This window comes from Streptomyces sp. NPDC004752 (assembly GCF_053601275.1).
Genome location: NZ_JBSGBN010000001.1, coordinates 1 through 23,258 on the forward strand (window position 1 = coordinate 1; position 23,258 = coordinate 23,258).

Annotated in this window: 22 protein-coding genes and 1 pseudogene; 7 read left to right on the forward strand and 16 right to left on the reverse strand. The window is 70.5% G+C overall.

What is annotated here, in order from left to right; translation table 11 throughout:
* Positions 1 to 108 precede the first annotated feature (108 nt).
* The 3 genes from ACWEKM_RS00005 to ACWEKM_RS00015 form a co-directional block, all read right to left on the reverse strand.
* Positions 109 to 897, reverse strand: coding sequence for an anti-sigma factor family protein (locus ACWEKM_RS00005; RefSeq protein ID WP_451618827.1), 789 nt, complete (start codon positions 895 to 897; stop codon positions 109 to 111).
* A gap of 25 nt (positions 898 to 922) precedes the next feature.
* Positions 923 to 1,525 (reverse strand): sigma-70 family RNA polymerase sigma factor, encoded by a 603-nt coding sequence (locus ACWEKM_RS00010; protein ID WP_451618828.1) that lies wholly within the window; start codon positions 1,523 to 1,525, stop codon positions 923 to 925.
* A gap of 522 nt (positions 1,526 to 2,047) precedes the next feature.
* A complete protein-coding gene (locus ACWEKM_RS00015) occupies positions 2,048 to 2,200 on the reverse strand; it encodes a hypothetical protein (protein WP_451618829.1) in 153 nt (50 codons plus the stop codon).
* On the opposite strand from ACWEKM_RS00015, the gene ACWEKM_RS00020 reads away from it, so the two are divergent.
* The 5 genes and pseudogenes from ACWEKM_RS00020 to ACWEKM_RS00040 form a co-directional block, all read left to right on the forward strand.
* Complete coding sequence (locus tag ACWEKM_RS00020; protein WP_451618830.1) at positions 2,190 to 2,435, forward strand: plastocyanin/azurin family copper-binding protein; 246 nt, start codon at positions 2,190 to 2,192, stop codon at positions 2,433 to 2,435. The two genes, ACWEKM_RS00015 and ACWEKM_RS00020, sit on opposite strands and share 11 nt — an antisense overlap.
* Positions 2,432 to 3,430: a metallophosphoesterase family protein gene (locus ACWEKM_RS00025; protein ID WP_451618831.1), complete on the forward strand. Its 999-nt coding sequence runs from the start codon at positions 2,432 to 2,434 to the stop codon at positions 3,428 to 3,430. The genes ACWEKM_RS00020 and ACWEKM_RS00025 overlap by 4 nt, the downstream gene beginning before the upstream one ends.
* Positions 3,427 to 3,921: a hypothetical protein gene (locus ACWEKM_RS00030; RefSeq protein ID WP_451618832.1), complete on the forward strand. Its 495-nt coding sequence runs from the start codon at positions 3,427 to 3,429 to the stop codon at positions 3,919 to 3,921. Before ACWEKM_RS00025 ends, ACWEKM_RS00030 begins: the two co-directional genes overlap by 4 nt.
* On the forward strand, positions 3,885 to 4,157 hold the full coding sequence (locus tag ACWEKM_RS00035; protein ID WP_451618833.1) for a hypothetical protein: 273 nt from the start codon (positions 3,885 to 3,887) through the stop codon (positions 4,155 to 4,157). Before ACWEKM_RS00030 ends, ACWEKM_RS00035 begins: the two co-directional genes overlap by 37 nt.
* Positions 4,158 to 4,375: 218 nt before the next feature.
* Positions 4,376 to 4,483 (forward strand): annotated as a pseudogene (locus ACWEKM_RS00040) (two-component system response regulator); the annotation flags it as partial.
* Between the two features lie 229 nt (positions 4,484 to 4,712).
* Here ACWEKM_RS00040 and ACWEKM_RS00045 read toward each other — a convergent pair.
* From ACWEKM_RS00045 to ACWEKM_RS00070, 6 genes are all read right to left on the reverse strand, one after another.
* Positions 4,713 to 5,603, reverse strand: a complete 891-nt coding sequence (locus ACWEKM_RS00045; protein ID WP_451618834.1) for a PaaX family transcriptional regulator — start codon at positions 5,601 to 5,603, stop codon at positions 4,713 to 4,715.
* Positions 5,600 to 6,082 carry an acyl-CoA thioesterase gene (locus tag ACWEKM_RS00050; RefSeq protein WP_451618835.1) on the reverse strand — a complete coding sequence of 161 codons (483 nt, stop codon included), beginning with the start codon at positions 6,080 to 6,082 and terminating at the stop codon, positions 5,600 to 5,602. The genes ACWEKM_RS00045 and ACWEKM_RS00050 overlap by 4 nt, the downstream gene beginning before the upstream one ends.
* 113 nt (positions 6,083 to 6,195) lie before the next feature.
* On the reverse strand, positions 6,196 to 8,586 hold the full coding sequence (locus tag ACWEKM_RS00055) for a bifunctional salicylyl-CoA 5-hydroxylase/oxidoreductase (protein WP_451618836.1): 2,391 nt from the start codon (positions 8,584 to 8,586) through the stop codon (positions 6,196 to 6,198).
* 262 nt (positions 8,587 to 8,848) lie between these two features.
* Positions 8,849 to 9,784, reverse strand: a complete 936-nt coding sequence (locus ACWEKM_RS00060) for an acyl-CoA thioesterase (RefSeq protein ID WP_451618837.1) — start codon at positions 9,782 to 9,784, stop codon at positions 8,849 to 8,851.
* Positions 9,784 to 10,287: a cupin domain-containing protein gene (locus ACWEKM_RS00065; RefSeq protein WP_451618838.1), complete on the reverse strand. Its 504-nt coding sequence runs from the start codon at positions 10,285 to 10,287 to the stop codon at positions 9,784 to 9,786. Before ACWEKM_RS00065 ends, ACWEKM_RS00060 begins: the two co-directional genes overlap by 1 nt.
* 34 nt (positions 10,288 to 10,321) lie before the next feature.
* A complete protein-coding gene (locus tag ACWEKM_RS00070; RefSeq protein ID WP_451618839.1) occupies positions 10,322 to 11,137 on the reverse strand; it encodes a fumarylacetoacetate hydrolase family protein in 816 nt (271 codons plus the stop codon).
* A 129-nt stretch (positions 11,138 to 11,266) separates the two neighbouring features.
* Here ACWEKM_RS00070 and ACWEKM_RS00075 point away from each other — a divergent pair, with 129 nt between their 5' ends.
* Positions 11,267 to 11,701: a RidA family protein gene (locus ACWEKM_RS00075; protein ID WP_451619010.1), complete on the forward strand. Its 435-nt coding sequence runs from the start codon at positions 11,267 to 11,269 to the stop codon at positions 11,699 to 11,701.
* 499 nt (positions 11,702 to 12,200) lie between these two features.
* On the opposite strand, the gene ACWEKM_RS00080 is transcribed toward ACWEKM_RS00075, so the two are convergent.
* The 6 genes from ACWEKM_RS00080 to ACWEKM_RS00105 form a co-directional block, all read right to left on the reverse strand.
* Positions 12,201 to 13,808 carry an indolepyruvate oxidoreductase subunit beta family protein gene (locus ACWEKM_RS00080; RefSeq protein ID WP_451618840.1) on the reverse strand — a complete coding sequence of 536 codons (1,608 nt, stop codon included), beginning with the start codon at positions 13,806 to 13,808 and terminating at the stop codon, positions 12,201 to 12,203.
* The gene (locus ACWEKM_RS00085) at positions 13,808 to 15,970 is read right to left on the reverse strand and encodes a thiamine pyrophosphate-dependent enzyme (RefSeq protein WP_451618841.1); all 2,163 of its coding nucleotides are present in this window, start codon (positions 15,968 to 15,970) and stop codon (positions 13,808 to 13,810) included. The genes ACWEKM_RS00080 and ACWEKM_RS00085 overlap by 1 nt, the downstream gene beginning before the upstream one ends.
* On the reverse strand, positions 15,963 to 16,742 hold the full coding sequence (locus tag ACWEKM_RS00090; protein ID WP_451618842.1) for a UbiX family flavin prenyltransferase: 780 nt from the start codon (positions 16,740 to 16,742) through the stop codon (positions 15,963 to 15,965). The genes ACWEKM_RS00085 and ACWEKM_RS00090 overlap by 8 nt, the downstream gene beginning before the upstream one ends.
* Positions 16,742 to 18,520, reverse strand: coding sequence for a phytoene desaturase family protein (locus ACWEKM_RS00095; RefSeq protein ID WP_451618843.1), 1,779 nt, complete (start codon positions 18,518 to 18,520; stop codon positions 16,742 to 16,744). The genes ACWEKM_RS00090 and ACWEKM_RS00095 overlap by 1 nt, the downstream gene beginning before the upstream one ends.
* 4 nt (positions 18,521 to 18,524) lie before the next feature.
* The gene (locus ACWEKM_RS00100) at positions 18,525 to 20,027 is read right to left on the reverse strand and encodes a UbiD family decarboxylase (protein ID WP_451618844.1); all 1,503 of its coding nucleotides are present in this window, start codon (positions 20,025 to 20,027) and stop codon (positions 18,525 to 18,527) included.
* Positions 20,028 to 20,184: 157 nt separating this feature from the next.
* Positions 20,185 to 21,117 (reverse strand): LysR family transcriptional regulator, encoded by a 933-nt coding sequence (locus ACWEKM_RS00105; RefSeq protein ID WP_451618845.1) that lies wholly within the window; start codon positions 21,115 to 21,117, stop codon positions 20,185 to 20,187.
* A gap of 322 nt (positions 21,118 to 21,439) precedes the next feature.
* Between ACWEKM_RS00105 and ACWEKM_RS00110 the strand changes: the two genes are divergently transcribed.
* On the forward strand, positions 21,440 to 22,006 hold the full coding sequence (locus ACWEKM_RS00110; protein ID WP_451618846.1) for an ATP-binding protein: 567 nt from the start codon (positions 21,440 to 21,442) through the stop codon (positions 22,004 to 22,006).
* 402 nt (positions 22,007 to 22,408) lie between these two features.
* Here ACWEKM_RS00110 and ACWEKM_RS00115 read toward each other — a convergent pair whose 3' ends face one another.
* Positions 22,409 to 23,245 (reverse strand): alpha/beta fold hydrolase, encoded by an 837-nt coding sequence (locus tag ACWEKM_RS00115; RefSeq protein WP_451618847.1) that lies wholly within the window; start codon positions 23,243 to 23,245, stop codon positions 22,409 to 22,411.
* Positions 23,246 to 23,258 lie beyond the last annotated feature (13 nt).

Consider the following 23,258-nt stretch of genomic DNA (forward strand, 5'->3'; position numbering starts at 1 on the left):
GTGGTGCGCCACCGGGTTTGGGGGCGGGGGCCTATTCCCCGTAAACCCCGGGGCCCGGGGCCCGCGGGGCCCCCCCCCCCCCCCGTGGCGGGCGGACTCCCGGCGATCTCACGCTCGGATCGTGACCAGCTTCTGACCGTTGTCGGCGACGATCTCGAAGTGCTCGATGGCACCCGGGGACATGGGGACCGCCCCTGGGACCGTGGTGCCGGAGGGGTACTCGCCTGCCCGCCAGGTGGCGCCGTCCGCCCGGACCCCGCCGGACCCGACTGCCTGCAGTCGGCAGGTGATCCCGGCGGGTGCCCCCTTGGCGGAAACCTGTAGGACGCTGCCCCAGGCAGAGGGCGAGACCTTCACCGAAGCGGAGACGCCGGTGGTGGGATCGTGTCCGGAGAAGGTGCGCAACGGAGCCGGGGTGGTGGGTCCGGGCGGCGTCGCCTCACTGCCCACGGACCCGATGGCCGCCAGCCAGGTGCCGCCGACCGCTCCCGCGAGGAGCATCAGGGAGGCGGCGGCGCCGGCCAGTTGCAGCCGCCACGTCTTGCGGCGCCGGGCCGCGGCCTGCTGCAGCAGTCTCTCCAGCACCCCCACCTCGCGTGCCTGCGGCACCCCAGCCGCGGCGGGCCGCGCGTGCGGAGAGCCCTGCGCGCTTTCGGCTGCCCGTGCCACCAGCCGGTCGGCCAGCTCCGCGTCGGCCGCCGACACCGCCTGGCCTGCGGCTTCCATCGGGGTCACCGTCGCCAGCAGCGCGGGCAGTCCCGTCAGCTGAGCGTGTTCGGCCCAACACTGGGCGCATTCCGCGAGATGGGCGCGCACCCGCTCCGCTTCCGCCGAGGGCAGTGTGTCCAGGACGTATGCTCCCAGCGCCAGCCGGAGAGCGTCGTGCTCCGTACTCATGGTCGCCACCTCCTGCACGCCACGGTCATGGCTCGATCCCCCGCTCCTGGAGCGCCAGCCGCAGGGCGTGCAGGGCGTAGTACGTCCGTGACTTCACGGTGCCCAGCGGGATGCCCAGCACCCGTGCGGCCTCTGTCATGGTCCGGCCGTGGTAGTAGGTCTCCAGTAGGACCGCGCGGTGGTCCGGGGACAGCGTCCGGAGCGCGTCGGCCACCGCCCAGCTCTGCAGTGCCTGCTCGATCTCGTCCTCGCCGGGTGTCTGCTCGGCGGCCCGCTCCAGCGCCTCGCCGCCGGCCTCGGCCGGCCTGGCCTGCCGGGCCCGGTGGGCATCGATGACCAGGTGCCGGGCGACCGTACACAGCCATGCCCGGGCCGGGCCTCGTGCGGGGTCGAACGCGGCGGGATGCTGCCACGCCCGCAGCAGTGTCTCCTGCACCACATCCTCCGCCCATTGCCGGTCTCCCGAAGTCAGCCGAAGCGCGTAGTGGAACAGGGGCCCGGCGTGCTCGGCATAGAGAGTGCGCAGCAGTTCCTCGTCCGCGGTCGAAAGGGCCCCTTTCCCAGAGACACGGTTCGCGGAGCGATCCGGATCGGTCCTTTGACCACGTTTTCGGGAGCTCCAGGGCATAAGGGGATCATCGCGCACATTTACTGCTTTGTCTCGTGACGCTCTGTGTGGTCGCAGTGACACCCACAGGCAATGAGGGCGTCACGCACCTGCAAGGCGTCACGACGCCACGGGGGCCGTGCATACGGAGGGCCGGAGAGCCGGCCGATCCGCGACACCCCAACGAAGTGTCGAGAAAAGTGCATATCGACTGAACCAAGCGACCCCCGCCATCCGTGGACTCAGGCAAAAGCTGATCCGTACGACATTTCCCGCTCATTTCCCCAAACAGGGATCACCGGCCCACGGCGCATCACTCCTGGGCCGCTGCCGGGGAACTGCCGTATGCCGCCTGCAATTTCGAGGAACGAACACCATGCACCTGAACCTTCGTACACCAGGCCGGCGAGCACGCGTTGCTGCTGGACTTGCCGTCGCCACCGTCGCCACTGTCGGCGCGTTGGGGCTCCTGAGCGCATGTGGCCAGTCGTCGCATTCCTCGGCCGCCGGCGCCGGCGCCGTCACACCTGGACGGGGTCAGCATCAGACGGCCGGGATGCCCGGTGCCTCCGGACCGGGAAACGCGGCGGGCTCCGCTCCCGGCGCCTCGCCCATGCCCAGCATGAGCATGCCCATGAGCCCCCCGAGCAGGGATGCGTCGACCGCTCCGGTGACCGGGGACGCCGTGGCGATCAAGAACTTCGCATTCTCCCCGACCACGCTCAAGGTCAAGGTGGGCACGACGGTGACCTGGACCAATCAAGACACCGACGCCCACACCGTCACCAGCTCCGGAGCGGGCGGTCCATTGCACTCGGCCGCCTTGGCCACCCATGCCACCTACAGCTACACGTTCACCAAGCCCGGCACCTACGCCTACCTCTGCACCGTCCATCCGTTCATGACCGCCATCGTGGAGGTGACCCGATGACCGAATACCACGACAGCGTCGACCCGGCGCCGGTGGGCGATACCGAACAGCCCGCCGGGCCGAACGGCATGACTCGACGCCAACTCCTGCGGCACGCGGGGTGGTTCGGCGGGGCTGTGGTGCTGACCGTGGCCGGTGGAGAGGTGATCAGCCACATCGCCGACTCCCGGAACACCGCTGCCGCCGCGGCGGCAGGCGGCACGACGTCACACGGCGCACTGCGCTTCGTGCAGGTCTCCGACAGCCATATCGGCTTCCAGGGCCCGGCGAACATGGACGTGGCCGGCTCCTTCACCGAAGCGATCCACCAGGTCAACTCGCTCGGATTCCGGCCCGACTTCGTCATGCACAGCGGCGACCTCACCCATCTGTCAACGGCGGCACAGTTTGACCAGGTCAGGCAGATGATGACCGGTATGCAGACGGATCACGTCTTCACCGTGCCGGGCGAGCACGACTCCATCGGCGACGCCGGCCGCGCCTACCGGCAGACCTTCGGCAAGGGCACGCTCGGCGACGGCTGGTACAGCTTCGACACCCATGGCGTGCACTTCATCGCCCTGGTCAACACCCTGAGCCTGGAGAAGCTCGGTCACCTCGGCAACGAGCAGATCGAATTCGTCCGCAGGGACCTCGCGGGACTGTCGTCGGACACCCCCGTCGTGGTCTTCAGCCACATCCCGCTGTTCGCCATGTACCCGAAGTGGGGCTGGAGTACGGACGATGCGTTGCGGGTCATCGCGCTCCTGCGCCGCTTCTCCTCGGTCACCTGTCTCAACGGGCATGTCCACCAGCTGTTCACGAAGACAGAGGGCAATATCACCTTCCACTCCGCCACCACCACGGCCTACCCGCTGCCGAAGCCGGGCCGGGCTCCCGCCCCCACCCCCCAGGTCGTCCCCGCCCGACACCTCAAGGACGCCCTCGGCATTCGCACCGTCGGCTACCGGCAGGGCGACCGGGAGCTGGCGATCAAGGATGAGAGGCTGGCATGAGCACCAGAAGGCTCCTCGCCCCGGCCCTGCGCTGGGCGATCGCCGCCACGCTCGCCGCGAGCGGATACATCCACGCCCGGCTCTACGTCGACGAGTACCGCTTCATCCACATCGTCGGCCCCCTGTTCCTGCTCCAGGCGAGCGTCTCCTTCGCGGTCGCCGCCCTGCTGCTGATCGGGATGCCGCCGTTGCTCAGGATCGCTGCCGCCGGTGTGGCCCTGGGCGCCCTCGGCGGCTTCGCGGCCTCACGCACCGTAGGCGTCTTCGGATTCACCGAACACGGCCTGCAGCCCGTCCCACAGGCTCTGCTCAGCCTCCTGGCCGAAACCGGCACGCTGCTGCTCCTCGCCGCCTGGCAGGCAGCCGTGACCGGACAACACCGCGCTGCCGGGCCTCCTGTCAAGGCACCCGTCCAAGACCGGCCCACCACCCGCACACCAAAGGAGTATTCCCCGTGCCACCGCGACCGCGCCCAGCAACCCCCGGGCTGAGCCCGCATCTACGCGAACTGAGCGACACCGTGCGCGCCCTGCTCGGACTGGACGACGACACCGCCGTCATCATCCGCCAATTCGCCCACACCGAACCCGGCCGGCCCTCGCTGGAAACCGTCGTCGCCGTGCTGTCCATGGACGGCGAGGCCCACCACTGGACACTCCACCGCCCCGCCGGTCGGATCACAGAGAACGACCTTCGGGCCACTCTGCTCCACCACCGGCCGAACTGACCAGAACCGTGCTGCCGCCCGGCGGTGTGTTCCTGGGCCCGGCAGGCCGACGCCGACACGACGAGCGCGACGACCGCCTTGCTTCAGCTCCGAGCTGGAGGACTGGACGCGCTGGAGATGGCGCCATGCGGCAGAAGATCAAGAAGGACGCCGACCTCATTCATCATTCCGACCGTGGGTCGCAACACGTGTGTATTGGGTCGCAACACGTGTGTATGCGGTACACGGAGCGTCTCGCACTGGAGCATCTGGTTGAGGTGGGGCGGAGTCCGTTGTACGGGCAGGTGGGGCGGCCGGAGTTGGTGTATCGGTGGGTGCGGAGTTGAGCCGGGTGTTCAGGCTCCGGGAGTGCCCAGCGCGACGCCGAGCGGACGAACGCCGGACACGTCCGCCGGGCACGTTCCGTCGAGCGGCGGTCCCATAGGCGGCGACGGACGATGGAGGCGGTTCGGCGTTCACGGGGCGGGGCCGGGCTCGCCCAGCGGCCATTCGGGCCTGTGGCCGCCGCTGGTATGGGTTCAGCCGGTGGGAACCGGTGGTGTGCCGGGCCGGGGTTCAGCCGGTGGTGTCCGCTGCCTCGGCCGGTCGGGGCTGGGCGGACCAGTAGGCGGCGGCGTGTGCCAGGGCACGGCCCTCCAGGGCGGTGACCATACGCTCGAACAGGTGCACGGCGGCCGGACCGCTCCAGCCCTCGGTGAGCACCTGGGGCGGCAGGCCGGGGTCACGGAACGGCAGCTTGCGCCAGTGGTCGACGACCGACAGATAGGTGACAAAGGCGTGCTGCCCGTCCACGAAGGCAGCCGTGGCCAGGCGGTCCGCCTCGGCCGCGTAGTCCGCGAGGAAGGCGCGGTAGCGCCGGTCGATGCCGTCGAGGTCCCAGCCGCTGCGGACCATCGCCGCGAGGTCCTGCCCCGCAACGTAGCCCCCGACGAAGACGGCGCACTGCTGCGTAAGGTCCAGTTCGGCGATGGCGCGCTGGGCGGACGGCAGCATCCGGGCGGGGGCTACCCACACCGCCGAGCCTATGTTGCCGAAGCCGAGCGAGGTCAGGTGCGCGGTCAGCTGGTGGCGCTTGGCGCGGGCGGATTCGGGCACGGAGAAGTTGACGAGGCACCAGCCGTCGCCCAGATCGGCCGGTTGCCGGGCGTGCCAGATCACCTCGTCGCCGGCGGCGAGTGCCTCCAACGCGGCCGGAGTCAGGACGTAGCCCCGCATGCCGGAACGGGTCTCCGGCTCCAGCCATCCGCGCTTCTTGAGACGGAAGACCGCGGTCCGGACGCTGGAGGCGTCCAGGCCGGCCTGGGTCAGCAACTCGACCGTGCCCGCGATGGGCATCCAGTTTCCCATCTTGCGGACCACGGCGCCGAGGAAGCTCACCAGCACCGTCCGGGACCGGCGGGTGGCAACGGCGGGGCTGGTGTCCTTGGTCTCGCTGGTCTCGCTCATCTGCCTGAGTATGGCGCACGCTCCGCCGCAGGTCGTACGGCCCCTTCCAGCACGGCGACCCATTCCTCGGGCCATGGGCTGCCGGCCGCGCCGTCGGCGTGCCCGCGGTCGATGTGGGCGGTGACGAAACTGCCGCGGGCAGCCCGTCGGCCCGGCCGCCCGCGGAACTCCTCGCCCCAGACCTCGAAGGCGAAGGTCATCGAGGCGGTGCCGATACGGACCAGCTCCACGAGGGTGCGCACAGCCTGGCCGAAGAAGAGGGGCGCCTCGAAGTCCACCTCGTAGCGGACGCGGGGTGCGGCCGGGAAGTAGTCGTGGAGGCCCAGCTCGTGCATGAGCGTAGCCTCCGCGGCCTCCACGAATCGCACGACGGTGCTGTTGTGGTAGATCCCTGCCGCGTCCGTGTCGATCCACTCGATGCGCGACCGGTGCACACCGACCGGGTACGGGCCGCCCGGCGACGCACCCACCGCAGACACCGAGCCCGGACCGTGTGCACCGACCCGATACCCGTCCCCCGGCGAGGTCTCCACCACAGGCGCCGAGCCCGGCCGGTGCACACCGACCGGATACCCGTCCCTTGGCGAGCCGGTCATGCGGATACCCGCTCCGTCGCCGCATCCGCGGTCCGCGGTTTCCACCGCAGGTGCACGGGCGCGCCGGTGCCCTCGCGCAGCAGGGACAGCCGTGGCGGGATCTTGTCGGTGCGCGCGGCCGGCGGTTTGCGTCGGCCGGCCGCCCACTGCACCGGCCACTGCGCTCCCGCGCCCCGGTACTCCTGCTCGGCCGCGGCCTGCAGCGTCCACTGCGGGTTGTACAGATGGGTGCGGCCCAGGGCGCACAGGTCGGCGCGTCCGGCGAGCAGGATCGAGTTCACGTCGTCGTACGAGGAGATGGCGCCCACCGCGATCACCTTCACCCCGGCCGGGCCCGCCGCCTTGTGGCGGATCTTGTCGGCGAAGGGGGTCTGGTAGGAGCGTCCGAAGGCCGGCTTCTCGTCCTTGGTGACCTGCCCGGAGGAGACGTCGATGGCGGCGGCGCCGTGCTCGATGAACGCGCGGGCGACGTCCACGGCGTCGTCGTCGGTGTTGCCATCGGGGACCCAGTCGGTCGCCGAGATACGGACGGTCACCGGGATCTTGGCCGGGACGGCGCGGCGTACCGCGTCGAACACCTCCAGCGGGAACCGCAGCCGGTTCTCCGGGCTGCCGCCGTACTCGTCGGTGCGCCGGTTGGCGACGGGCGAGAGGAAGGACGACAGCAGGTAGCCGTGCGCGGCGTGCACCTCGACGAGGTCGAAGCCCGCCCGCACCCCGCGTTCGGCGGCGGCGACGAAGTCGGCGACGACCTGGTCCAGGTCCTCGCGTGTGGCCTCGCGCGGGATGTGGCAGCCGGGACCGTAGGGCAGCGCGGAGGGACCGATCACCTCCCAGTCGTCCGCGCCGAGCGGCTCGTCCATGCCGTCCCACATGAGCCGGGTGGAGCCCTTGCGCCCCGAGTGGCCGAGTTGCAGGCCGATCTTCGCAAAGCTGCTGCGGTGCACGAAGTCGGTGACGCGCTCCCATGCCTGGCGCTGTTCCTCGTTCCACAGCCCCGGGCAGCCCGGGGTGATCCGGCCCTCGGGCGAGACGCAGACCATCTCGCTCATCACCAGGCCGGCTCCGCCGAGTGCCTTGGACCCCAGGTGCACCAGATGGAAGTCGCCGGGGACGCCGTCCACCGAGGAGTACATGTCCATCGGGGAGACGATGACGCGGTTGCTCAGTTCCAGCTCGCCGATGCGGACCGGCTGGAACATCGCCGGGGCGATGCCGGGGGCCTGCTGGTTCCTGGCGAACTCGTTCTCCATCAGGGTGGCGAACTCGGCGTCGCGTTCCTTGAGGTTCTCGAAGGTGATCCGGCGGGACCGGGTGAGCAGGTTGAAGACGAACTGGGCCGGGTCCTGGCCGGCGTACATGCCGATGTTCTCGAACCACTCAAGTGACGCCTGCGCGGCCCGTTGGGTCGACTCGACGACGGGTTTGCGCTCGCTCTGGTATGCCTCCAGCGCCTCGGCCACGGTCGGCCGCTCGTGCAGGCAGGCCGCCAGTGCGAGGGCGTCCTCCATGGCGAGCTTGGTGCCGGAGCCGATCGAGAAGTGGGCGGTGTGCGCGGCGTCCCCGAGCAGGACGACGTTGCCGTCGAACCAGCGCTCGTTCCGCACGGTCGTGAAGTTGAGCCACTTGGAGTTGTTGGTGAGGACCTGGTGGCCCTTCAGCTCCTCGGCGAAGATCTCGGCGATCCTGCCGACCGCGTACTCGTCCGACACGCCCGGAGCGAACACATGCGCCTCGGTCCGGTCGAAGCCGGCGCGGCGCCAGACGTCCTCGTGCATCTCGACGATGAACGTGGAACCGGAGTCCGAGTAGGGGTAGCCGTGGATCTGCATGGTGCCCCACTCCGTCTGCTTGACGAAGAACTGGAACGCCTCGAAGACCAGGTCCGTGCCGAGCCAGATGTACTTGTTGCGCCGCCGGTCGAGCGTCGGCCGGAACACGTCGGCGTACTTGGCGCGGACGGCGGAGTTGAGCCCGTCCGCGGCCAGAACCAGGTCGTACGACTCCCGCAGTCGGGGCACGTCCGGCGCCTCGGTCCGGTAATGGACGGTGACGTCGAGTTCGGCGGCCCGCTGCTGCAGGATCTGCAGCAGTTCCTTACGGCTCATCGCCGCGAAGCCCTGCCCGCCGACGGTGAACGCATGGCCGTTGAACTCGATGTCGATGTCGGTCCAGCGGGCGAACCGGCTCTCCATCGAGGCGTGGACGACGTCGTCGGCGTTGTCGATGCCGCTGAGGGTCTCGTCGGAGAAGACGACGCCGAAGCCGAAAGTGTCGTCCGGCGCGTTGCGCTCCCAGACGGTGACCTCGTGGGCCGGGTCGAGCTGCTTCATCAGGGCGGCGAAGTACAGGCCCCCGGGGCCGCCGCCGGCGATGGCGATCCTCATGCCGAATCCTCCACGGTCGTACGGAGTTTGACGGGCTGGAGCTTGAAGGCGTGGGACTTGGAAGGGGGGAGCGGGACGGGGTGGTGCGGGAGAGGGCGGAACGTGAGGGGGCGGTGCATGGGGAGGCGGTGCGTGCGGAGGTGGATCGTGAGGGGGTGGTGCGTGCCACCGCGACTGCGCGGCGACGCGTCTACGACGCGCACAGCACGCGGATGCCCGGCGAAGGAAGCGTCGAGCGTGGTGGCCGGGGCCGCCTGACAGGTCATCGGTGTCCTTCCTGGGAGGTGCGGATCATTCCTTCCTGGACCACGGTGGCCAGATGGGTGCCGTCCGGGGTGAAGAAGCGTCCGGCGGCGAGGCCGCGGCCGGCGTCGGCCGCCACGGCCTGCTGGGCGTAGAGCAGCCAGCCGTCCGCCGCGCCCGGCTGCTGCGGGCGGTGGAACCACATCGCGTGGTCGAGGCTGGCCGTGACCAGCCCCTCGCGCGCCCACGGCAGGCCGAGGACCCGGAGCACGGGCTCCAGGATCGTGTAGTCGCAGACGTAGGCCAGGGCCGCGGTGTCCCGTTGCGCGTCGGTGAGACCGTCGACGGGACGCAGAGCGTCGAACGGCTTGACCCAGACCGCCTGGTGGGCCACCGGTTCCCCGTCGACGGTGAGGTAGACCGGGCCCGGCACGTGCCGCATGTCGAAGCTGCGCCCGAAGGACCAGTAGACCTTGGAGCTCTCGGTCATGGTCTCGCCGCTCAGGTCCGCGAGGTACTCGGCGGAGCTGGGCAGTTCCTCCGGGCCCGGCAGGCCGGCGGTGGTGAGCCAGTCGGGCGGTCCGGCGGCGTAGCCGGCGCCGGGCTCGCCGGCCGCGAAGTTGGCCAGGCAGACGTAGAGCGGCTTGCCGTTCTGGTAGCCGCGGACCTGGCGGGTCGCGTAGCTGCGGCCGTCGCGCAGCAGCTCCACCTCGTAGCGCACCTTTTCTCCGATCTCGGCGGGGCGCATGAAGTAGGAGTGCGTGGAGTGCAGCGCCTTGCCGTCGTCGACGGACCGCATGGCGGCGGTGGCCGCCTGGGCGACCAGGTCGCCGCCGTATGCCTTGGGCCACGGGCAGGGCTGGGTGACCGCCGTGAACGCGAGGTCGAAGTGCTCGGGATCGGCCGGGGTGAGGTCGACCGCGGCGCTGAAGAACTCTGACGTGGCGGCGGTCATCAGGGCCGGTCCAGCCAGTGGCGCAGCTCCGCGTCCGGGACCTCGGGGAGATTGACCACGATGTTCTCAGGGGTGCGGGTGGTCATCCAGGTCAGCGGGTGGTTGCGGTCGAGGTTGCACTCGACGTGGGGCATGAACGGTGGGACGAAGACCCAGTCGCCCTCGGACATGTCGATGTAGTCCTCGAACTTTTCGCCGAAGTAGATCCGGGCGCGGCCGGAGAGGACGTAGCCGCCGGTCTCGGCCTGGCCGTGGTGGTGGGGCACGGAGCGGTAGCCGGCGTCGTTGCTGACCTTGCCGTACCAGAGCCGGGTGGCCGGGGTGTGCTGGATGCTGACGCCGGAGATTCGGGTGGCGCCGGCGGACTGCCCGGTGTCGCCCGGTTCGTCACCGGCCCGGGTGACGACCGGGACGACCAGGCCGCTCTCCGTGGCGTACATCGAGTTGTCGCCCTCAAGGAGGTACGAACTGTAGTCGGCCGCGTTGCCGGGAGTGGGATCCATGGGAGCTCCTCGTCGTGGGTGGGGCCGGTCGGCGTCAACCGGCGAAGCGGACGGTGTTGCGCAGAGTGCCGATGCCGGGGATCTCGGTCTCGACGAGGTCGCCGTCGGAGAGGAAGCGCTTGGGCTCCCGGGCCACTCCGACGCCGCCGGGCGTGCCGGTCAGCACCAGGTCGCCGGGCCGCAGCACGGTGAAGGCCGAGACGTACGCGAGCAGCTCGGCCGCGTCGAAGACCAGGGTCTTCGTGTTGTCGCGCTGCATCTCCTCGCCGTTGACCCGGCAGATCACGGCCGCACCGGCGGCCGGGTCGAACTCGTCCGGAGTGACGACCACGGGGCCGACGGGACAGGAAGCGTCCCATGCCTTGCCCTGGAACCACTGCAACGTCCGGTACTGCCAGTCGCGCACCGAGATGTCGTTCGCCACCGTGTAGCCGGCGATCCCGGCGAGCGCGGTGGCCCGGTCGGCGCCACGCAGCGTCGCGCCCACCACGACGGCGAGTTCCGCCTCCCAGTCGAGCTGGAGACCGCTCGGCAGGACCACGTCGTCGTGCGGGCCGGTGAGTGTGTCGGCGTACTTGGCGAAGAGCGTGGGGAACTTCGGGAGTTCGCGACCGGTCTCACGGATGTGGTCGGCGTAGTTCAGGCCGCAGCAGATCACCTTGCCGGGGGCGGGCAGGGGCAGCACGGGGACGGCGTCGTGGAGCACCTCACCGTCCGGATCGGCCGCCCGGTCCGGCGAGGCCGTCGCCAAAAACGCCGACAGGTCGGGGGCCGGCAGCGCCCGCCAGACGTCCCCCTGGAACACCGCGGCGGTCGTTCCGGCCGCATGTCGGACGGTCCCGAGGCGCATGGACGTTCCTCTCCTGAGTTACTGACATCCACCATCTACATTTCATTATTTCTACGACCGTCATGATGATGTCAATAGATGGATGTTACGGTGGCGGCCAGACAGCAGCCCGCACCGCAGGAGTTCTCCATGGCGACCTTCTCTCCCCCTGTGCCGGTCAACCCCGCGTCCCTGGCCAAGCCCAGCGGCTACTCCCACGGGACGCTCAGCGGCAACACCCTTCACCTGGGCGGCCAGACGGCCCTCGACCAGGAGATGAAGATCGTTCCAGGCGGCATCGTCGAGCAGTTCCGCCAGGCGTTCGGCAATGTGCTCGCGACGCTGGCGGAGGCGGGCGGGATCCCGCAGGACCTGGTCAGCGTCACCCTCTACCTGACCGACATCCCCGACTACCAGGCGCACGGCAGGGAGATCGGGCAGGTCTGGCGCGAGCTCGCGGGGCCGGTCTACCCCGCCATGGCCGGCATCGGCACCACGGCGCTCTGGCAGCCCGAGGCCCTGATCGAGATCGTCGGCGTCGCGGTCATTCCCGACGACCGCCTGATCCGGCCCACCGCTTCCTGAACGCGGCCGGACCCGGGCCGCTTTCCACCCATTTTTCGCGGCCCGGGTACGGCCCGTGCCCGCCTCCTGGATACCGGCGCGACGGCGTCCCGCCAGGAGAGCGCCAGGTGACCGCCGGGTGGGACATCGGATCGATCAGCCGGAACCCGCGACTCCCAAGGCCCCGGAATCCGCAGTCCGCAGACGGCGGCTCAGCCGCGTCGGGCGTTCGGCCCGCTTCGGCGTGGACCTGCACGGGTGGCCGCCTGCGCGGAGCTCGGCGTGCACCCCGAACCGGAACGCGGAGCACCTGATCCCCCGCACCACGACGATGGACACGACCCCGCCACAGGCCGCCACGGCCCGCGGTCCGCAATCGGCCCGGAACACCGCGGACCGAATGACCGCCACCGGCACGGGGTGCGCCGGCACCTGCCCCACCGGCGCAGAACACCGCCACCGAAAGACCGCCACCGGCGCAGGGGTGTGACAGCACCTGCGCCGGTGGCGGGGAACGGTGTCAGACGCTGACGACGGCGGCGAGTTCGCTGCTCAGGGTCGCCCCGTCCTCGTCGGCCAGCGCGGCCGTGCGGAGCCCGGAGAGCCGGGCGGCCGCGTCGCTCCGGCCGGCCAGCGCGCGGGCGGCGGTCATGATCTGGTCGAAGCTGCCGGTTCCGTGTTCGTAGGTCGCGCCATACCCCTTGAGCAGTCCCTGGCACTCGACGATCTCGCAGGCGAGGTCCGGCTCGCTGCCGGCCACGTCCAGGGCCGTCCGCATCCACTGCTCGATGGCCGCCTGCTCACGGACATACCGCAGGGAGCGGGGCCGCAGGGGCCGCATTCGGGCCAGGACGGCGAGCTGGGTGTAACCGGTGATCGAACTGGTGTTGACGGTCATTCCCTTGTGCGTCGCGGCGCGGACGAGGCGCTGGAACGCCTTCGAGTGGCGCAGCATCGCGCCGAGCCAGGCCGGCAGCGTGTCGGTGATCTCGTCGATCTGCGGGTGGAGGTATTCGCGCACCTGCATGAGCTGATCGGGTTCGGCGCGGGCCTCGTCCCGGATCCGGGTCATGCGATGCCGCCGGATCTTCTGCAGGGCCACCTGGATGGTGTCCTGGTAGCACATCCACAGCGCCAGGTGCCGGGCCGCCTCAAGGGTCAGCCGTGCGCCGCCCTCGGGGTCCGGGTCGACGGCGGCGAAGGCCCGGACCCGGTCCAGGTACAGCCGCGCATAGGCCGGGTTCTGGTACATCGCCGTCCTGACCAAGCCGTGCAGGACCATCGACCGGGCCGCCGACGGCAGGCCGGTCACCTCCTCGGCCAGAGGTCGCAGGGCGGGGCCGACCAGGGATCCCGGCTCGGTGGCGGCGATCCGGTTCCGGCGGGCTTCCTCCTTCTCCTTGCGTTCCTCGGGGGACACCGGCCGGGGCCCGATGGTGATGTCCACCGGCTGGGACGTGCCGGGTGTGCTCGGTCGGGCGGCGGCGAAGCCTCCGGCGAAGGCCCGCAGCGACTGGTCCACGGCCTTGCCGAAGTCCCGGATCGGCTGTTCGAACTGCGCGCGTGTGAACGGCAGAGCCCCGGAGCCGGCGAGCGCGCCGAACAGGGAGGCGCTGATGACGCTGCGCGCCTGCTCGGCGATCGCCATGAAGTCGGCCGAGACCAGCTGCTTCGAGCCTTGTTGCACGGCGGTCAGCAGCGCGGTGCTGTCGACCCTGCCATCGCCCATGGCGATCCGTTCGTCGATCGAGTACACCCGGTTCGTCGACGTGATCAGGGTGGTCCGGTCCGGGGTGGAGAACCCGCGCTGGACCGCGCGGCCGGCCTCCATGAGTTCGGAGGCGATGACGATGTCCACCTCGCCGGGTGTCGGGAAGACACTGAGCACCGGCTCGTCGCGTCCGGACCGGTCCGCGGCGGCGTCGGCCGGAAGCGGCGGGTAGATCTCGACGTAGTACACGGTCGCCCCGGTGCGCTGGGCGACACCGGCCACCGAGGTGGTCTGGGCGAAGTAGTCGGCATGCTCCGCCACCGCCACGATCCAGTCGGCGAGGACGCCGCCGCCCTCGCCGCCCATGGCGAGGATCGCCAGTGTGATGGGGCGTCGGCCGGTGTACCAGCTTGACATCAGGCCGCCTCCAAAGTGGCCGCGCGGCGCTCGACGCCGCGCCCGAGTACGGAGATCCACCAGGTGCGCAGCCGTGCCAGCGCACGGTCCACGCGGGTGGGGTTGTAGACGACGTCGGTGCGGTAGAACGAGGGGCACAGCACGGCGGCGTGCGCGTTCTCCCCGCACACCCCGCAGCCGACGCAGCTGTCCAGCACGGTGGCGATGGGGTCCGTCCGCATCGGGTCGGGGTTGGCGGTGATGGTCAGCGAGGGGCAGCCGGAGATCCTGATGCAGGCGTGGTCGCCGGTGCAGGTCTCCGGGTCCACCCCGAAGCGTTCCCGGACCACCCGTTTGCCTTCCTTGATCGCCTTGGCCCGCTGGGGTTTGACCCGTCGTTGCCGGTTGAGCTGGCACTCGCTCTGCATCACGAGGACCTTCGGACCCGGCTCGTCCGTGGTGAGCGCCTCGACGAAGGTGTCGCGGACCGTGCCGACGTCGTAGGTGTTGTCGATCGTCTTGGCCCAGCTGACGCCGACGCCCCGGACGGCCTTCTCGATCGGATGCCTGGTGGATCTGGTCGGGACGTCGGCGTGTGAGGAGGGGACGTCCTGGCCGCCGGTGGCCGCGGCGTAGTCGTTGTCCACGACGACCAGCAACTGGTCGTTCCTGTTGAACACCGCGTTGCTGACACCGCTGGTGAGCCCGTTGTGCCAGAAGCCGCCGTCGCCCATCACCGCGATCGTGCGGCGGTCGGTGTCCTTGGAGTTCAGCGCCGCCGCCCCGGCCGACCCCAGACCGTAGCCCATGGTGGTGGCGCCCAGGTCGAACGGCGCGTTGACCGCGAACAGGTGGCAGCCGATGTCCGCGCTGATGTGGTGCTTGCCGGTCTCCCTCTCGGCGAGTTTGAGTCCGCTGAAGATCGGCCGCTCCGGACAGCCGGTGCACAGGCCGGGCGGGCGGGGCCGGACCGTCTGCGGGTCGACCGGGGTGCCGAACGGGCCGGCGGCGGCGTCGGCCGGACGCAGCAGCGCGGGCTCGTGGGTGATGGCCTGCGGCAGGTAGGTGCGGAGGAATGCGTGGACACCGCGGGTGACGACCAGGGAGGTGTACTCGCCGCCGGCGGCGAGCATGTCCTTGCCGTGCAGCTTGGTGGGCACCTCCGCCCGGCGCAGGATGGCGTTGAGGTTCTGTTCGATGTAGTCGGGCTGGCCCTCCTCGATCATCAGCACGGCTCTCTTGCCGGCGCAGAAGTCGATGATCTCCTGGTCGACGACCGGATAGGTCACGTTCATCACGTAGAGCGGGACCTGGGTGTGACCGAACGCGTCGGAGCAGCCGAGCAGTTCCATCGAGCGGTTCAGCGTGTTGTACAGCCCGCCCTGGACGATGATTCCGACGTCGGCCAGGTCGTTGCCGAACACTTCGTTGAGTCCGCGTTCGGTGATGAACCTGACCGCGGCGGGCCAGCGGTCCTCCAGCTTCTCCTTCTCGTGCGCGAAGCTGGCCGGCGGCAGCACGATCCGGCTGGTGTCCCGGACCGGCCGCTGCATCGCCTCGGTCACCGTCAGCGGGGGCCGCTTGTTGTCCTTGGCCTCGAACGCGCCGTGCAGATGGCAGGAGCGCAGCCGCAGCTCCAGGAAGACCGGGGTGTTGCTCGCCTCCGAGAGCTCGAAGCCGGCCTCGACGGCGTCGACGATCGCCGAGATGTTCGGCCGCGGATCGAGCAGCCACATCTGTGACTTCATCGCGAACGCGTGCGACCGCTCCTGCATGATGCTGGAACCCTCGCCGTAGTCCTCGCCGAGGATGATCAGTGCGCCGCCGGTGACCCCGCCGCTGGCCAGGTTCGCCAGCGCGTCCGAGGCGACGTTCGTGCCCACGGTCGACTTCCAGGTCACCGCTCCGCGCAGGGGGTAGTGCACCGACGCGGCCAGCATGGCGGCCGCCGTGGCCTCCGAGGCGCTGTTCTCGAAGTAGACCCCGAGTTCGTCGAGGACCTCCTTCGAGTCGCCCAGCACGTCCATCAGGTGGGAGATCGGCGCTCCCTGGTAGCCGCCGACGTAGGCGACGCCGGACTGGAGCAGCGCTTTGGTGACCGCCAGGATGCCCTCGACGTGCAGGGTACTGCCGGCCCCCTCCCGGAGCTTGCCGACCTCTTTGGCGAAGGACCGTTCAGCCAATGTTCCTCTCCTCGCTGCTCCGTGGGCTCACCGTGTGTGCCCGTGCGGGCGCGTCCGTGGGCGCGGCGGTGGGCGCTGTCGTGTGCGCTGTCGTCTGCGCGGTGTCCGTGCCGGGCGGTACCGTCTCCGGGCGCGTCCGCTCATACGGGGCCCGGGACGTCGCGTCATCGTCGGCGGAGCCGGCGCCATGGCGGGCGGCCGCCGCCGCGGCGGTGCCCTGCCAGCGAGGCACCGTCGGCAGGACGACGCCGACCTGGTCGAGCATGCGGCCGACCGACTGGTCGATCACCTCGTCCAGGGTGGTGGGGCGGTGGTAGAAGGCCGGGACCGGGGGAAAGACGACGGCTCCGAGCTCGGCCGCCTGGGTCAGCAGGCGCAGGTGCCCGAGGTGGAACGGAGTCTCCCGGACGGCGAGCACCAGGGTCCGGCGTTCCTTGAGCATGACGTCGGCCGCGCGGATCAGCAGGTTGTCGGCGTAGGAGTGCACGATTCCGGACAGCGTCTTCATCGAACACGGCACCACAAGCATCGCGTCGGCCCGGAACGAACCGCTGGCGATGGAGGCGCCGATGTCGGAGAAGTTGTGGGCGACATGGGCGAGCGCACGGACGTCCTGCGCGGTGTAGTCGGTCTCCAACTGCAGGTTGAGCGCGGCACTGCGGGAGAGCACCAGGTGTGTCTCCACGTCCGGCACCGTGCGCAGCAGTTGCAGGGCGCGCACTCCGAGGATGACGCCGGTGCTGCCCGACATGCCGATGACGATTTTCTTCATCAGCGGTCTCCTCCCGGCTGGTAGTGGTGCTTGCCGGGCGTCCGGGACGGCGGAACCGGGGCCGGGGGCACCTGGAATGGGGTGGCGGCCGGTGACCCGGCAGGACGGGTCGCGGACGCCACCGGATCACGGGAGCGACGCCGGGTGCGCAGTTCGTGCTGGAGCGCCGCGGACGAGCGCACCGCCCGCCCCCGCCATCCGGTCCACGCCGTGCTCAGCCTCGCGGCGACGATGATCCCGGAACCGGCGCCGAGTCCCGGGCCGGGATGGGTGCTCGCGCCGACCAGGTAGAGGTCCCGCACCGGGGTGGTGTGCCCGGTCAGGTCCGGTCGCGGCCGCCACAGCAGGCTCTGGTCGAGGGAGAACGCCCCGGCCGAGCCGTCTCCGCCGACGAAGTTCTCGTTGGCGCGAGCGAGGTCCGCGGGGGACGCGGCCACCCGTCGGACGATCGCGCTCTCCAGGTTCGGCAGGTGGCGGGCCAGGATCGCCTGGGCCCGGTCCGCGACCCGCTCGCGCAGGGCCTCGGTCCACGCCCCGTCACCCACGTCGATGTCACCCGCCGCGTCCCCCCGCACCCGGGCCGGCATCTCGTGCAGCTGGACCGAGAGGATCCAGCCTCCCTCGGGAGCCCTGGACGGGTCGACCGCGACCGGCTGCCCGACGGTCAGTGTCGGGACGGTCGGCAACAGGCCCCGCTCGGCCTCGTTCACCGCCCGGGAGATCGCGTCGACCCCGCAGGTGAGGTGGACGGTGGCGGCCTTGAGCAGCCCGGGATCCGGCCACTGCGGGCGCTCGCGCAGCGCGAAGTGGAGCTGCATGCGAGCGCGGCCGTACCGGAACCGACGGGCCGCTCCCGCGGCGTTCCGGGCCTCGGGAACCGCTGCGAGCAGGCTGCCGTAGAGCTGGGTCGGGGTCACCCCGGCGACGACGGCCCGCCCGCAGGTGACCACTGTTCCGTCGTCCAGACGCACACCGGCTGCCCGGCCGCGTTCGGTGAGGACCGCGCCGACCCCCCGGCCGGTGGCGCACACGCCGCCGGCGTCCTGGATGATTCCGACGAGCGCCTCGACCAGCCGCCGTCCGCCTCCCTCGGGCACCGGAGTGCCACGGGTCTCCAGCGACATGGTCATGGTGCGGGTCATGAAGCCGGACGATGCCTGCTCCGGACCGGTGCCCGCGTGCAGCGTCCACGGCGCCAGCAGCGCCTGGGTGGTCGGCGCGCGGAATCGGGCACTCCAGTCCCGGCAGGTTTCCAGGAGTTCGCCGCTGAACCTCAGCAGGCCGGTGTGGCCCAGCTGGCGGTAGGCCCGCAGCGCGAGCGCGACCCCGTGCCGGGAGAGCAGGTCACCGGACATGAGCCCGCCGACCAGCGGGGCGACCTCCTGGTGCTCGGCGCGCATCCGGCGCCATGCCTCGCCGTCACCGTCCGCCGCCGCCTCGAACGCGGCGATGTTGCGGTCCGGGTCGGTCGTCAGCAGCGCCGACTCGCCTTCGGCCGTCAGGCCGCCGGCCGGGACCCCGCCGCGCAGATAGCGCAGGCCGCGCGCGCTCAGGTCGTCGGCCAGGCGGGCGTAGGCGGCCGAGCCGACGAACATCGCATGACTGATCGCGTAGAGGTCGTGGGTGTAGCCCGGGGCCAGTTCCGTGGTGTGGATCGCGCCACCGAGATGGTCCTGCCGTTCGAAGACGGCACATCGCCAGCCCTCCTGGGCCAGCAACGCGGCAGCGGTGAGGGTGTTGATCCCGCTGCCGACGAAGACGGCGTCGTAGTCGGCCATGGGCTTACTTGGTCCAGCCGAGCTGGGCGCCCCAGCGGTCGCGGACCCGGCGGGCGAGGTCGTCGCTGACCTCGACGACAGGAGCGAAGTCGCTCAGTCGGTGGTAGGGGCGGCAGGCGTTGATGATCGCGCGCGAGGAGACCCAGGGGCCGCTCGGGTCGGCCAGCATCGGGTCCAGCGGGTTGGTGGGTGTGTCGCGGATGACCTGGATGCTGTGCGCGGGGTCGGTCCGCGTGGAGATCGCCCAGATCACCTCGTCGATGTTGGTGACGTCGATGTCGTCGTCGACGACGACCACGTAGCGGCCCATGGAGACACCGCCGGCGATGAGTGCGGCTGCGGCGCCCACCTGCTGCGCGTGCCCGGCGTAACGCTGCTTGATCGACACGACGTTGAAGAAGTTCGCCGACCCGGTCTCGTACTTCCAGGCCGCGCTGACGTCCGGGACCAGGGCGCGCAACTCGTCGAGCAGGAGCGAGGATTCGAGGGCCGCGCGCCAGAAGGAGTGGTCGAAGGGGGGCTTGCCGGGCAGGGAGCCGTAGATGATCGGGTTGCCCCGGGAGTAGACGCGTTCGACGCGGATGACGGGCCGACGCTCGCGGCCGCCCGCGAAGTAGCCGGTGAATTCCCCGAACGGGCCTTCCCAGTCCTCGTCGCCGGGCTCCACCCAGCCCTCGATCGCCAGTTCCGATGCCGCCGGGATGGGCAGTCCGGTGACCTCGCCCTCGATCACATCGACGGGCGTGCCGGCGATCGCTCCGGCGACCGAGAGCTCGTCGACGCCGTAGGGGAGGGGCATCGACGAGGCGAGGTAGACCAGCGGACCGTGGCCGAAGCTGGCGGCGATGGGGGCACGTTCCCCCCGCTCGTGGTACTTGCCCAGATGGATCCCACCGTGGTTGATGGGCTCGATGAACACGCCGAGGGATCGCTCGTCCCGGACCGAGACGCGGTAGGTGCCGTAGTTGACGTCCTGGGTCTCGGGGTCGCGGGTGATCACGGTGCCGCCGGTGCCCAGGTAGTGGGCGCCGTCGTTCTCGTGCCACAGCGGGGCGGGGTAGGCGCGGAGATCGATCTGGCTTCCGCTGAGGACCTGGTTGCGGACCGGGCCGGTCTCCACGACCCGCGGCTGGAACCCCGGTGCCGCGGCCTGCCAGCGGCTGGGCAGCCCCCGCAGCCGCTCGACCAGCTGGTGAACGTCGAGTCCCTCGGGCAGTCCGAGCGCGGAAGCGACACGTGCGGGGCGGCTGAGGGAGCAGGACAGCACGGTGCCGCCGTGTTCATAGCCGGGGATCCGGTCGAACAGGAGCGCGCGTCCGCGGTTCTTGGCATTGAGGTCGGTGATAGCGCCGATCTCGTACTCCAGGTCGGCTCCGGAAACCTCTTCCAGCTCACCGAGGCGGCGGAGTTCTGCCAGCCACAGGCGGAGATCGAACCCGGGGTGCCCCGTGGGCCCGTCCGCCGTCGAATCGACCCCATGGCCCTTTTGCGCACTTGTTGTCGTCATGAGAAAACGCTACGAGCAGATCAGCCGGAGAAGAAGACGTTCTTTCCGATCGCGGCTATCGGCTCTGGCTATATGCCGGTGCGCTGGCGACGGCGGGCCGGGTTTCCTCCGGGGAAATACCGTGAAAGGCGTCCGCTCGACTTGGCACCGAACTGAATCAGCGGGCGGGAACCCCGTCCGCGCGCACCGGAAGGCCGTCGGCCATGACGTACTGGCGGGCCAGGGCGAGGAAGTGACCGGCCGGGCCGGCCGGAGTGCCGCCGGACCGCTTGCGCAACAGCATGATGTGGCGTGCCTGGGCGGCGAGGTCCTGGGCCTGGATGGTGACGAGCCGCCCGTCGGCCAGGGCGTCGGCCACGGCCCGGCGGGGCAGCAGCGCGAGGCCGAGGGCGTTCTCCACCATCTTCTGTGCCGTGTCGATGGCGTCGAGCTCCAGCACGTTGTCGCTGGGCAGGATCAGATGCCGAAGCTGTTCGAGCGGGCTGTCGCCGCTGGGGGTGGCGAAGACGACGACGGTGTGCATCCTCGCGAGGTCGGCGAGGCGCAGCGGATCCGTCTGCTGCGGTGGCGGGGCGAGACCCGGAGGGGCGACGAGGACGAGTTCGTCATGGAGGAGTTCGGCGGAGGCGAGCTCGGGATGGTGCAGCTCGCAGGCCAGGCCCAGGTCCGCCTCGTTGTGCAGCAGCATGTCGGTGATTTCCTCGGCATGCCCGGTGCGCAGCACGACCCGGGTCCCTGGACAGTCCTCGCGGAAGCGCTTGAGCAGCGTCGGCAGGAGGCAGGTCGACAGGGTGGGCGCGGAGGCGATGATCAGCGTGTCCATGGCGCCTTCGAACATCCGCCGTACCGCTTCCCGGCCCTGGTCGAGGTTCTGCAGGGCGCGGCGGGCATGAGGGAGGAACGCCTCACCGGCCTCGGTGAGCTCCACGCCCCGGCTGTGCCGGGCCAGTAGCGCGACACCCAGCTCGTTCTCCAGGGCCTGGATGCGGGAGGTCAGCGTGGGTTGTGACAGGAACAGGCGAGCCGCGGCCCGCGAGATGCTGCGCTCCTCGGCGGCGGCGATCAAACCCTCCAGCTGGCCCAGCTGCATTGCTGCAGGCTATGCCAGCACCCAGGGGGAATCAATGGCAAAGTCCGACGAGGACAGGCCAAGACGGGGCCCGGTCGGCCCGTCGTGTGTGGAGTCCGCCTTCGGACCGGCGCCCGGGGCCTGCCCGTGCAGCGCGGGTCCACGACCGGGGCCGCCGTCATCGGCTTCCTCTATACCGCAGATAAAAAAGAACTATTTGACGAGAATCACTTGTCAGGCAGACCGTTTTCTTATAGGTCGCAGCGTCTCCTGGACGCGCATTCCAAGAGTCGGCGGAAAAACGCCATGGGGGTCCCGCTGAATTTGAAGGGAAAGCCAGGGCATGCCCGCCCCCGAAGCATCCGCACCGCGCCTCACGACATCTACGCACGCGACGCGGTACCACGGTCCGCTGCTCACCCGTGCTCCGCACTGCCTGGAAATGGCCCTGGCCGCCGAACGGGCGCGGGTCTCCACCGCGCGTCGGGCGGTGGGGATGCACCTGCGCCACTGGAGCCTGCACCACCTGGTGGAGGACGCCGCCGTCATCACCTCGGAACTGATGACGAATGCGCTGCTGCACGGCTGCACCCCCACGGTCACGCTGCATCTGGCCGTGTGCGGGGACGCGCCGGATCATGTGGTCCTGATCGCCGTCACGGACCAAGCCGCCACGCTGCCCCCTTTCGAGGCGGGTGTCCCCGACTCCGACGCCTCGCGGGAAGGCGGGCGCGGCCTCCTGATCACGCAGTGCATGGCGAGTTGCTGGGGCACCATGGCCCGGCCCTGCGGCGGAAAGCTCGTCTGGGCCACGCTCGCGGCCGACCCGGCGGCCACGGGCCATGGCGACGACGCCGACGGAGCATCCGGCTGCGCGTGCGCGCAACTGGTCCGCGCCACCGCGGCGTAGCCGCGGCGAGAGCATCCCCGGCGAACGTCCCTCGCCGCCGACGGTCGTCGAGTGACCGCTGCCATCCAACCCGGTCGCCGTGATCTCCGAGGACGATCGACTGGGTGCGGTGCCGAACTCGGCCGTCGCAGGTCGGCACCCCCGAGGGTGACGGCTCCCGGCGCCTCCGCCGCCGTGCCCCGGCAGGACCGGCTGCGTCACCCGATCCGGTCGTCGCAGGTCACGGCCTTCACAGCCGGCAAACCTGCCGACAACGGACATCGAGCGTGGACGGACGGACACGACAGGCCCGTACCGCACCCGCGCTGGCGGCCTTCCCATGCATCTCCCCCGGCCACCCCGCTCCGTCCGTCCCGGGCGCCCTCCCCCTGGACGGCACCCCGGCGGCGGCCTCCCCCACCGTTACCGCGAGGCAAGGACGTTCCCCGCGAGGAAGCGCGCCACCGCTTCGTTGAACCGGCGCGGGTACTCCATCATGGAGAACCGTCGCGCCCCCGGGATCCACTCCTGCCGGAAGTTCGGCAGGTCGCCGAGCAGCTCGGGCCGGTCGGGGGACGGGTCGTCCGTGCCGCAGATGCCGAGGACCGGGCAGGACAGCCGGCGCAGACCGTCCCGCAGGAAGGGGATCGAGGTGTAGTACTCGCCGGCCTGGACGTAGTGCTCGGCGGAATGGCCGGCGAAGATCTCGACCAGTCGCCGACGCACCTCCGGCTTGTCCGGCGGGAGGATCGGCAGCACCGTCGCGTGGTTCCGCGCGATGTACTCCTCCAGCCCTCGCCTGCCGGACCTGAGCAGCACGTCGCGGAAGGTGAGATGCAGATCGGCGAACGATGCCTGGTGGCTGGTCCGTCGTTCCTCCAGCCGGGGGAACCCGTCCAGCTCGTACCAGGAGGAGAGCACCAGGGCGTTGACGCGCTGCGGGTTCTGCAGGGCGAAGGACACCGCGATGGGGGTGCTCATGGCGACCGCGACGATCGTGGCCCGGTCGATGCCGAGCGCGTCGAAGATCTCTTTCATGTCGACGGTCTGGTTCGAGACCGAGTAGCCGTACAGGGGAACCTCGCTGCGTGCGTGCCCGCGCCGGTCGTAGGCGATGCAGCGGTGGGACCGGCCGAAGTACCGAAGCTGGTCGTCGAACAGACGGGTGCTGTGCGTCTCGCCGTGCAGGAAGACGATCGCTTCCCCGGAGCCGACGGTCTCGTAGTGGAAGTCGCACGCATTGGCCCGGACAACTGGCATGTGAGCCTCCGGC